12 protein-coding genes and 1 tRNA gene are annotated in these 10,740 nt (G+C 64.4%); 5 read left to right on the top strand and 8 right to left on the bottom strand.

Annotation, left to right across the window (positions count from 1 at the left end; translation table 11 throughout):
• Nucleotides 1-600 (bottom strand): acyltransferase family protein (locus tag VHB27_RS12290; RefSeq protein WP_325600747.1); only part of this gene is annotated, 600 nt, incomplete at its 3' end.
• A gap of 307 nt (nt 601-907) precedes the next feature.
• Between VHB27_RS12290 and VHB27_RS12285 the strand changes: the two genes are divergently transcribed.
• Entirely contained in the window at nt 908-1,942 is a 1,035-nt protein-coding gene (locus VHB27_RS12285) for an LLM class flavin-dependent oxidoreductase (RefSeq protein ID WP_325600745.1), read from the top strand.
• Between the two features lie 139 nt (nt 1,943-2,081).
• Entirely contained in the window at nt 2,082-2,519 is a 438-nt protein-coding gene (locus VHB27_RS12280) for a nuclear transport factor 2 family protein (RefSeq protein ID WP_325600743.1), read from the top strand.
• Between the two features lie 137 nt (nt 2,520-2,656).
• On the opposite strand, the gene VHB27_RS12275 is transcribed toward VHB27_RS12280, so the two are convergent.
• The 4 genes from VHB27_RS12275 to VHB27_RS12260 form a co-directional block, all read right to left on the bottom strand.
• On the bottom strand, nt 2,657-3,070 hold the full coding sequence (locus VHB27_RS12275; RefSeq protein ID WP_325600741.1) for a VOC family protein: 414 nt from the start codon (nt 3,068-3,070) through the stop codon (nt 2,657-2,659).
• A 240-nt stretch (nt 3,071-3,310) separates the two neighbouring features.
• Nucleotides 3,311-3,403 (bottom strand) — tRNA-Ser (locus tag VHB27_RS12270).
• Between the two features lie 98 nt (nt 3,404-3,501).
• A complete protein-coding gene (locus VHB27_RS12265; protein WP_325600739.1) occupies nt 3,502-4,128 on the bottom strand; it encodes a glutathione S-transferase family protein in 627 nt (208 codons plus the stop codon).
• A gap of 96 nt (nt 4,129-4,224) precedes the next feature.
• A complete protein-coding gene (locus tag VHB27_RS12260; protein WP_325600737.1) occupies nt 4,225-4,593 on the bottom strand; it encodes a hypothetical protein in 369 nt (122 codons plus the stop codon).
• A gap of 52 nt (nt 4,594-4,645) precedes the next feature.
• Here VHB27_RS12260 and VHB27_RS12255 point away from each other — a divergent pair, with 52 nt between their 5' ends.
• Nucleotides 4,646-5,416, top strand: a complete 771-nt coding sequence (locus tag VHB27_RS12255; RefSeq protein WP_325600735.1) for an exodeoxyribonuclease III — start codon at nt 4,646-4,648, stop codon at nt 5,414-5,416.
• Nucleotides 5,417-5,419: 3 nt separating this feature from the next.
• On the opposite strand, the gene VHB27_RS12250 is transcribed toward VHB27_RS12255, so the two are convergent.
• Together VHB27_RS12250 and purB are read right to left on the bottom strand one after the other, a co-directional pair.
• Complete coding sequence (locus VHB27_RS12250; RefSeq protein WP_325600733.1) at nt 5,420-6,172, bottom strand: creatininase family protein; 753 nt, start codon at nt 6,170-6,172, stop codon at nt 5,420-5,422.
• An 81-nt stretch (nt 6,173-6,253) separates the two neighbouring features.
• Complete coding sequence (gene purB / locus VHB27_RS12245) at nt 6,254-7,585, bottom strand: adenylosuccinate lyase (protein ID WP_325600731.1); 1,332 nt, start codon at nt 7,583-7,585, stop codon at nt 6,254-6,256.
• A gap of 52 nt (nt 7,586-7,637) precedes the next feature.
• On the opposite strand from purB, the gene VHB27_RS12240 reads away from it, so the two are divergent.
• Nucleotides 7,638-8,225, top strand: a complete 588-nt coding sequence (locus VHB27_RS12240) for a TerC family protein (RefSeq protein WP_325600729.1) — start codon at nt 7,638-7,640, stop codon at nt 8,223-8,225.
• Between the two features lie 50 nt (nt 8,226-8,275).
• On the opposite strand, the gene VHB27_RS12235 is transcribed toward VHB27_RS12240, so the two are convergent.
• Nucleotides 8,276-9,385, bottom strand: coding sequence for an SMP-30/gluconolactonase/LRE family protein (locus tag VHB27_RS12235; RefSeq protein ID WP_325600727.1), 1,110 nt, complete (start codon nt 9,383-9,385; stop codon nt 8,276-8,278).
• Nucleotides 9,386-9,726: 341 nt separating this feature from the next.
• Between VHB27_RS12235 and dctP the strand changes: the two genes are divergently transcribed.
• Nucleotides 9,727-10,740 (top strand): TRAP transporter substrate-binding protein DctP (gene dctP, locus VHB27_RS12230; RefSeq protein WP_325600726.1); only part of this gene is annotated, 1,014 nt, incomplete at its 3' end.

Below are 10,740 nucleotides of genomic sequence, written 5' to 3'. Positions count from 1 at the left end.
ACCCTGGCTGGTGTCGACGCCGTTCCAGCCCTGGGCATGGCCGAGATGAAGGCCGACGCCGATCAGCACGAGGTAGCAGGCGACGATGATCGGCATCAACACGCGGCGGCGCAGGTCGAACAGGACCAGGAACGCGAAGCTCGCCAGCATCTCCAGGAACAGGGACCAGGCAGGCGGATCGGCCGGGAAGATCTGCCCGACATCCTGCAGGATGCGGCCCGTATTGAGAAAGGGAATGTACAGCGCATTCAATGTTACGCTGGCAAGGATATCCTGCGCGTCGTAGTCGATCACGCCACGTCGCGCGCCATAGGACAGCGCGCTGGCGCCAATCAGCAGGCCGACGAGGAACATCGGGTACAGCCGGGCCGCCCGGCGCGAGAGATAGGTGAGCCCTGGCATGCCGCCGCGCAACCGAGCGGCATAGGCATGGACGATGACGAAGCCGCTCATGATGAAGAAGGCATCGACCGCCAGGAACATATGGGGCGGCCAGTAAAGTCCAAGGATCTGGCCGTAATGTCCTGCGAGCACGGACAGGGCGGCAATACCACGGATTCCATCGAGCGCGTCGAACCGACGGGCTGTATCGACCCGCATGCCGCATCCTTCGGTGTTGATATAAACCGCAAACTGTCGAAATGCATTGCGATATGCAAGCAAATTTATGTATAAATTATCGAGACTCATCCCTTTATATGCGACCCGTCCAACGGTCCAGCCGTCTGAATGCCGCCAGCCAGGGCGGCGGACCATGCGTCCCACCGCCCGAGCACCGTCCGCGATCGCTCCCCCGGCCTGACGCCGAGCGTCGTGGCGGACTGCATGGTTGGTCGACAAGTCGTCCCTTCGGTACCACAATTGCATTGACATCCGTCAGCATGTGAACGGCCGCAGGAGCGAGTGGATGAGAGTCGGCGTTTTTCTGTTTCACGAATCCCGCGATCCAGCCGCGGACGACCGGGTCATCGACGAGGCGATGCATGAAGCCATCCTCGCCGAGGAGGAAGGCATGGACGCCGTTTTCCTCGTCGAGCATCATTTCGACGGCAATTGCGCCTATGTCGATCCGTCGACCTTCGCCTCGGCGCTGGCGGTGAAGACCAGCCGCATCAAGATCGGCTTCGCCGTGCTGCAGACCTCACTGTATCATCCGCTGCGGATGGCCGAACAGATCGCGCTGATCGATCATTTGAGCAAGGGGCGGCTGATCGTCGGCTTGGGGCGCGGCAGCCTGGTGAACCTGCATGAATACAGCGGATACCAGATCGACCCGGACAGCGCGCAGGAACGTTTCGAGGAGATCGAGGAAATCCTGCTGCGGTGCTGGACCCAGGAGAAGGTCACGCATGCCGGCAAATACTGGAACTTTGAAATTCCGATGCTGCGGCCACGGCCTTATACCAAGCCCTATCCGCAGATCCTGCGCAGCGTCGCGTCCGAAGCATCGCTGGCGGCGCAGGCACGCCAGGGGCGGCCGGTGCTGATGGCGGCAGCCACCGCCCCCGGCGCGGCGCGCAACATCGCGGTCTACCGCGAGGCCGCTCGGGACGCCGGTTTCAGCCCGGACAAGATCGATGAGGCCATCGCCCAGTCCTGGGTGGCACGCACCGTCGTCCTGGCGCCGACGGACAAGGAAGCGATCGAGGTCGGGCTGCCGTATTTCCGGCAGATGCAGACTTATCGCGCGGCCCAGAGCAGCGCGTTCGAAGCACAGGTCGCCAAGGCCAACAAGCAGCCGGGCCTCCCGGTCCTGTGCGGCTCGCCCGAGACCATGATGGAGGATTTCACCAGCCTGGAGAAAACCGGCATCGGCGGCGTCATCGTCCGCTTCCGCACCGGCCCGATGCCGGCGGACTTCTCCACGCGGGCGCTGAAACTGTTCATGCGGGAGATCGCGCCGCGGATCCGGGGGAGAGAACTCGCGACCGCCATGCCGTGAGGTCGCCTGGGCGGGGCGTTCGGCTTGAAGCCGTTTTGTCGGCGCCCTGGCGCGTTCTTGGACGGCGCTTCGCGGGAGCGATTAAGCTTGGTGTGTCGTGACGTCAGTCGGCGGCCTTCCGAACCGTGAGGAGAGCCCCATGCCCAGCCCGGACTATGCCGCCTACGCGCCCGCTGCCCCTTACTTCGATCTGGTCCGGCGGGCGCTCGGCAACCTCGTCGACGGCGCACACTTCTTCGATGTCGTTTCTGATGATATCATATACGAGGTTCGCTACGACCTTCCGGGCTGGCCTCGTGTCATCAAGGGACGGACCGGCCTGATGGCCGCGTTCAGGGGCTATGTCGAGAATATCGCGCTACGGTCGGCCGACCGGTTGATCGTGCACATGACAGACGAAGGCCGGGTCGCCGTCATCGAATACGAGGTTCACGGGATCATCCTCGCGACAGGCGCGACATACGACAATCGATTCTGCTCGATCATCACGATCGAAAACAGGAAGATCGCGCATTGGCGGGACTATATGGATTCGCTTGCAGCCTGGAACGCTTTGACGGCTAAAGCCCAAGGGTAAGCGCCGTGCGGCGAGTCCTCATTCTTAATGCATTCGACCGACGAACCTGACAGCGAAAGCCACCAGGCGTGATGTCAGGCGCATGTCCAAATGAGTCCTGATCGAGCGGAGTGCGTAAAAGGATATTCGAGGGCTTATCAAGCATCATTGTCAACAAGATAGCAGCCTGCTTCCACGTTGTTGCCGTCCGGGTCGATCAGAAACGCACAGTAGAACGGTGGCCGTCTGACGCCCGGAGCACCATTGTCACGGGCACCATGCAGGAGGCCAGCCTTGTGGAAGCGGTCCACCGCTTCTTGTGAGGGGGCAGTAAAACAGAGGTGGATGGGGCTCGTTGCCGCCGTCGCGGCAGATGTCCAGAAGGTCGGCTTTCCTTCAGCGATGACAAAGAACGGCGATCTCGGCTTCCCGGTCGAAAACACGACCCACGCGGAATCGGCTGCCAGCCGATGCTTCTCAACGATCTGGATACCAAGCGGCGCCAGCATGTGCGCGTAGAGTCGGGCGCTGGTTTTCAAATCCCTGGCGACAATTCCCATATGATCGAACATGCCTTGCCATCTCACGCTTATCTGGGGGCCGTTGGAGAGGGGCCAGTTGCATAGCGATAACGTTGAGGTCGGTCAGGGTGCACGTAGCCGCTGAGCGAATGACAGCTTCCAGGCATCCTTGCGTATTCCGCGGCCGGTACTGGATGCAATTTCGTCAACGACATCAATGGGAAGTGTCGCGGAGAAAGCCGTCTCTGCGCCAGAGTCACCGTGGCTATGCAATGGTACGCAGGAACTTGATGGCGGAGGGGATGAGATTCGAACTCACGGTACGGCTTGACGCCGTACAACGGTTTAGCAAACCGCCGCCTTCAGCCACTCGGCCACCCCTCCGCCGGGGCAACGACCCGAATGTCTCCTGACGGAGACGTTCGGACACGGCGTTTGCACCCCGTCTTCTAGGGAACCGCCCGCGCAGCGTCAAATACCATTCAACTCAAGGCGACTTCGAACCCCTTGGCCGTCGCGGGGCGGGCCATCATCGCCTCATACCACCGCTTGACGTTCGGAAAATCGGCCAGGTCCACCTTGTGCCGCTCGTGCCGCCAGGCCCAGCCCAGGATGGCGAAATCGGCGATCGAGACCTCATCGGCCACAAACGCATGGTCCGCCAGCCGCCGGTCCAGCACGCCGTACAGGCGGCGAGTCTCTTTCGAATACCGTTCCAACCCGTATCTCTGGTCCGCCGGGTTCTCCACCTGCAGGAAGTGGTGGACCTGGCCCGGCATCGGACCGAAGCCGCCCATCTGCCACATCAGCCATTCCAGCACCGGTACCTGCTTGCGTGGGTCGGTCGGGTAGAACTTGCCGGTCTTTTGCCCCAGGTAGATCAGGATCGCCCCCGATTCGAATACGCTGATCGGCGCCCCGCCCGGCCCGTCCGGATCGATGATCGCGGGAATCCGGTTGTTCGGGCTGATCTTCAGAAACGACGGCGCAAACTGCTCGTTTTTCGAGATGTTCACCGGGTGCACGGTGTACGGCAGGCCCATTTCCTCCAGGGCCACGCTGATTTTGCGGCCGTTCGGCGTATTCCAGGTGTAGAATTCGATTGGCATGGTTCCCGTCCCCGATCGGTTCGCGCGGCACTGTGCCGCTGCCCGCGGGCCGCATCAAGCCGCCCCCAAAGCAGGCCGCTCTCCGATCAACTCACTCTAGGAATGCAGCCGCCAATCGCCATCCGCCCCACGACACCACACCGGATGCGTCACCCGCCACCGTCCGTGCTCTCCTGACCGAACAGATTCCACCAGCAGGTGGCATTCCAGGCCGCGGTCACGATAAAGCCGGTCGAGGCGCACGGCGCCTTCGGCCGAATCGCCTTTCCATTCCTGTTTCATCCCCACCATCACCGGGTTGCTGGCGTTCAGCCGCTGGATCGCCTCGCGCCGCTGCGTCTCATCCGTCGCGCTCAGGGGGGTGGGCTTGGCGCGCTGCGGCGGACGGGCCTGGACGGGCGTCACGCCGACCGGCCCCGCCAGGGCCAGGATGCACATGGCGGCAAGTCCGCTCCATCGGTTCATTCGTTTTCCTCCCCGCTTGCCGCTGTGCCCGCCCCAAGGCAGGCTACCCGCTATGAAAGTCGCGACCTGGAACGTCAACTCGATCCGCCAGCGGGAAGGCCATGTCCAGCGCTGGCTTGAAGCCTGCCAGCCCGATGTGCTGTTCCTGCAGGAGATCAAATGCGAGGCGACCAGCTTCCCGTCCCTGACCTATCACGGCTTCGGCTACACGTCCGAGGTCGTCGGGCAGAAATCCTATAACGGCGTCGCCGCGCTCTGCCGCCATCCCTTCACCGTCACGCACACCGCCCTGCCCGGCCTGCCCGACGGCGACGTACAGGCCCGTTACGTCGAGATCGAGACCCAGGACGTCACGCTGATCGGCATTTACGCGCCCAACGGCAATTCCCGCGGCGACGAGGGGTTCGCTTACAAGCTTGCTTGGATGGACTGTCTGGCAGCGCGCGCGGCCGAGTTGCTGAAGGCCGAGACGCCGTTCCTGATCACCGGCGACTACAATATCTGCCCGACCGACGAGGACTATGCCCCCGGCGCCTTGCCGCCCACCGACGCGCTGGTGCGACTCGAGTCGCGCCAGCGCTGGCGGCGCATGCTGTGGCTGGGCCTGACCGACGCGGTGCGCGCGCTGCATCCGCACGGCGCGCATTACACGTTCTGGGACTACCAGGGCGGTGCCTGGCAGCGCGACATGGGCCTGCGCATCGACCATGCCCTGCTGTCGCCCGAGATGGCCGAACGCCTGGTCGCCGCTGAACCGGACAAGCAGGAACGCGACCGGCCGCAGCCCTCCGACCACGTGCCGGTGATGTTCACCTTCCAGTAGCGGTCAGGATTTCTCCTCCATGAAGGCCTTGTAGGTCTTCGCCAGTTCCGCGACCGAGGCGTCGAAGAAACGCTGCCCTTTTTCCGGCGTCGCCAGGCTGGGGTTGGAGCCGATGCGGCCGTCGGGGAACCGCCGGCGGTAGTCGGCCGGGCCGTGGAACCGGCCGGAGGGCGCTTTCGGCGGGTCCATCTGCGCCTGCTTGATCGTCTTCGGCAGGACATATTGGGTGACCGCGACCTCGCTGGCGGTGGCGTGGCTGCCGTCCTGGTCGCCGAACACCTCCTTAGACAGGTCGCTCAGTGCCTTGCCGTCCCACCAGTTGGCCAACCGGCACACCAGTTCCTGGTCCTGCCTGGCGCCGAACGCACCCTCGAACTCTGCGTAGATCTCATAGAAGGCGGCGCCGATGGTGGCGATGTTGCCGCCATGGCCGTTGACGAAGAAGAACCGCCGGAAGCCGTGCCGCGCGAGCGACAGCACGTAATCGCGCATGACGGCGATCAAGGTGGAGGGGCGCAGCGTCATGGTGCCGGTGAAGCCCATGTGATGCACCGCCATGCCGACGCCGATCGTCGGCCCGACCATCGCATCGGCCACGTCGCCCACCGCGGCGGCGATGGTCTCGGCGCAGATCGCGTCGGTGCCGATCAGCCCGTTGGGTCCATGCTGTTCGGTCGATCCGATCGGCATGATGATGCCGGTCGAATGGGTCAGGTAGAACTCGACCTCCTGCCAGGTCTGGTGTTGCAGCAGCATGGGCGCCGTCTCCAATCTGTCGGTTCTCGGGCAGTTATCCTTCGGGGTCGGCGGTGCCAAGCCCGCGCCGCGTCGTACGTCCTATTGGAAGACGCGCTCGAAAATACGGTCCACCGCTCGCAGGTGCAGCGCCGGGTCCATCGCCGCGTCCAGCGCCTCGGGCGGCACCACCCGCTTGACGTCCGGGTCGGTGTCCAGGTTCTCCCGGAACGACCGCCCCGCCGGCGTGCCCAGTTTGGTCCAGGTCGCCATGGCACAGGACTGGACGATCCGATAGGCGTCCTCGCGTAGGATGCCGGCCCTGGTCAGTGCCAGCAGCACCTCGCCCGAGTGCACGACGCCGCCCAGGCTGTCCAGGTTGTGCTTCATCCGGTCGGGATAGATCAGCAGCTTCTCCATCATCTCGGCCAGTCGCATCAGCGCGAAATCCAGCGTCACGGTCGCGTCCGGCCCGATCATCCGCTCCACCGATGAATGGCTGATGTCGCGCTCATGCCACAGCGTCACGTTCTCCAGCGCCGGCACGACGGCGGAGCGGACCACGCGCGCCAGCCCGCACAGGTTCTCGCTCAGCACCGGGTTCCGCTTGTGCGGCATGGCGCTGGAACCTTTCTGGCCGGGATGGAAGAATTCCTCGGCTTCCCGCACCTCCGACCGCTGCAGGTGGCGGACCTCGGTGGCCAGCCGCTCCAGGCCGCTGGCGATCACGCCCAGGGTGCAGAAGAACGCGGCGTGGCGGTCGCGCGGGATGACCTGGGTGGACACGGCCTCCGGCTGAAAGCCCAGCCTCTCAGCGACATAGGCCTCCACCGAGGTGTCCAGGTGGGCGAACGTGCCGACCGCGCCGCTGACCGCGGCCACCGCGACTTCCTGCCGAGCGGTGAGCAGGCGGGCGCGGTTGCGGGCGAACTCGGCGTAGTGACCGGCGAGCTTCAGGCCGAATGTCGTCGGTTCGGCGTGGATGCCGTGGCTGCGGCCGATCGTCAGCGTGTATTTGTGCTCCAAAGCCCGCGTCTTCAGCGCCGCCATCACCGCATCGATGTCCGCCAGCAGGATGTCGGTCGCCTGGGTCAACTGCACGGACAGGCAGGTGTCCAGCACGTCGGAACTGGTCATCCCCTGATGGACGAAGCGTGAATCCGGCCCGACCGCCTCGGCCAGCCAGGTCAGGAACGCGATCACATCGTGGCGCGTTTCCCGCTCGATCGCGTCGATCCGTTCGATGTCGGCGGCGTTGATGGCGGCGAGTTTGGGCGCCCCCTTCTCGCGGATCGTCCGCGCCGCGCTCTCCGGGATCAACCCCGCTCGGGCCATCCCCTCGGCGGCGAGCGCCTCGATTTCGAACCAGATGCGGTAACGGTTCTCGGGCGCCCAGATGGCCGCCATTTGTGGTCTGGAGTATCGCGGGATCATCGCTGCCTTGCCGTATGCCGGGAATTGGGCCAGCTAACCCCCTGGACTGCGGATGACAAGCATGGATTGGACAACGGACCTGGTGACGCTGGCCCAGGTCGTGATGATCGACATCGCGCTCGCTGGGGATAATGCGGTCGTGGTGGGGATGGCGGTGGCGGGATTGCCGCCGAAGCAGAAGCGCCCCGCCATCCTGGCCGGCATCGGCGCGGCGACCCTGATCCGTGTCGGCCTGGGCGCCATCGCGCTGAAACTGCTCGCCATCATCGGTCTGCTGCTGGCCGGTGGCTTGCTGCTGTTATGGGTTTGCTGGCGCATGTACCGCGAGTTGCGTCACCCCCACCATACCCGCGAACGCAAGGCCAAGACGCTGCGCGAGGCGGTGCTGCAGATCCTGCTCGCGGACGTGTCCATGAGCCTGGACAACGTGCTTGCCGTCGCCGGGGCGGCGCACGACCGTTTCTGGATCCTGGCCACCGGCCTTGTGCTGTCGGTCGCGCTGATGGGCCTTGCCGCGGACCTCGTCGCCCGGTTGCTGGAGCGGTACCGCTGGATCGCCTGGGTCGGGCTGGGGATCGTGCTGTATGTCGCGATCAGCATGATCTGGCACGGCGGACACGAGGTCGCCGCGGCCATGTGATCCTCGGGGTGATCCCACCGGAGATCGTCGGGCCGCGGCGGATCGTCACGTCATGGCTTTGCCGGCAACCGCTCCCCGCCAGGACCGATCAGGCCCGGATAGGGGGCCTTGAATTTGTAGATGGTCCCGCTGACGGCGCCCTCCATGTAGATGTATTGGTTGTTTTCGCCGCCGAACGCGAAGTTGGTCGCCGCCGCGTCGCCGTTCGGCAGCGGCACATAGCCGATGATGACGCCGCGCGGGTCGTATTCCATCAGGCCCCCGATACCGCAGGCGGCCCAGAGATCTCCATGCACGTCGTAATGGATGCCGTCCGGCCCGCCATTGCCAGGGTTGTAGCTGCCGGCGGTGGCGAAGAAGAACGTCGTGTGGGACGGATCATTCGCGCAATGGGCGCAGGCCGGGTTGGGACCCGTCAGGAACGAATAATAGAGCATCCGGTTGGACGCGTAGTCGGCGACCGCGAGCGTCTTGTCATCCGGCGACACGGCGACGCCGTTCGGGAAACTTCCGGTCGAAATGACACGCCGGAGGATCCCATCCTTGGAATATTGATAGACCGCCCCGCTCTGGTCCGCTGCGTCCGGTCCGGGACCGGTTCCCCAGGGATCGGTGAAATAGAGGTTGCCCTCGGCATCGAAGTCGAGATCGTTGGGACCCTTGAACAGCTCGTTGTGAAACGTCGAGACGAGGGGGCTAACCTTCTTCGTCTGCGGATCATAAACAAGGACACCAAGGTGGCGCGTGGTGACGTACAGCTTGCCGTCATGCCAGCGCGTTCCTTGTGGCTCGCAGGCCGGGCCCAGGTCGTCCTTGGGATCGCAGTTGAAGGCGGGCACCAGCTTCGCGTCGGGCGTAAGATAAGATACCCACCCGCTGCCGATCGCGACGAACCAGAAATTGCCTTCCTTGTCGAAGGCGCCGCCTTCCAGGAACTTTCCCTGCGGCTTGTCATGGATATCGGCGAACAAGGTGACGGGACCGATGCCCGGCGGTGGCGGCGGCAGACCCCAGGGCTGCACGCGCTCCGGCGTCGGCGCCCCTGCGAGCGGCGGTGATGCGGCCTGCTGCGTTTGCGCCGACGCCGACGGGCCGGCGGCGATCGATGTACAAATGGCGAGCGCAAGCACCCAGACGGCGGCTGAGACCCTGGCAGTCATCGCGACATCCTCCCTGATGCCCGCGTCGCGCTTTTTTTAACGATGCGCGGCAAGCATCGGCAGGGACTGGAAGACGGACAGGTATGTCTGTCAAGTTGTCGACGGGGCCTGACACGTTCGATGAACGGTGGTCTTGGGACGATGGGTGAAGGTTTCCCAGGCCTTTCGACATGCAGTCAAAACAACGAGAGGATGCCGCCGCCTTCCTTTTCCGGTTTCAATCGTGACCAATGCCCCCTTCCCGGTTTGAGCACCCACCGACGCGGACGTGGCACCATTGGCGCCCCCTCCCGATCTCTGGCAGTCTGGCGGGCAACCAAGAACCGGGAGGAAACATGCCGATGCCACGCCTGACCCGCCGCGCCGTCACGGCCGGATTGCTGTTCGCACCTGCCATCGCGCGCAGCCATGCGGCGGAGCCGATCCGGCTTCGTTGCTCGTTGGACACGTCGCCGACCCATGGGCGGAACATCTCGATCGGCGATTACCTGCACAAGCTGGAAGCGGCATCCGACGGCCGGATCAAAACCGAGCTGTTCGCCAGCGGGCAGTTATTCGCCGATTTGAATGTATCGAAGGCGCTGATCCAGGGCCAGGTCGATATGGCCGCGCCGGGTACCTGGGCGATCACCAACCTGGTGCCGGATTCCGACGTCTTCCAGGTGCCGGCGCTATACGACCAGCCCGCCGAGATGGTCCACCGCGTCACCGACGGCAAAGCAGGGGCGAAGATCGCCGACGAGATCGCGGTCAAGATCCGAAGCCATGTGCTGGGCAAGTGGATCGATAACGGGTTCAGCAACTGGTACACGACCAACAAGCCGCTGAAGAGCCTGGCGGACCTGAAGGGGCTGAAAATCCGCAACTCCGGCGGCGCCGGCCAGTCCTGGCGCACCCGCTATTTCGGCGGCATCCCGAACGTGACGGCCTGGCCCGACGTGCCGCTGGCGCTGTCCCAAGGCGTGTTCGACGGCCTGATGACAACGGATGAAAGCATCGCCAGCGTCAAGCTGTGGGATTCCGGCGTGCGCTACAGCCTGCAGGACCACGACTACTTCGCCGCCTATATCCCGATGGTCAGCCACAGTTTCTGGCAAGCCCTGCCGGCGGACCTGCAGGCGCTGATGACGACGCTCTGGGCCCAGAACATCGATACCTACCGCCGCAACATGGCGGCGGCACAGGATCGGGGGCACAAGGAAATGGAAAGCCACGGCATCAGCTTCGCCACTGTCACGCCCGAGGAAGCGGCGGCCGTGCGCGCCGACATGATGAAGGAACAGGACCAGGTGGCGAAGGAGCTCCGCCTGAGCGCGGAGGTCGTGAAGCTGATGGCGCAGGACCTGGCGCAATCC

Origin of the sequence: Rhodopila sp. (assembly GCF_035548235.1) — a bacterium.
In the GTDB taxonomy this organism is placed as follows: domain Bacteria; phylum Pseudomonadota; class Alphaproteobacteria; order Acetobacterales; family Acetobacteraceae; genus Rhodopila.
Note: the sequence above shows the minus strand (reverse complement) of the source record. Positions and strands in the feature narration are given on the sequence as shown.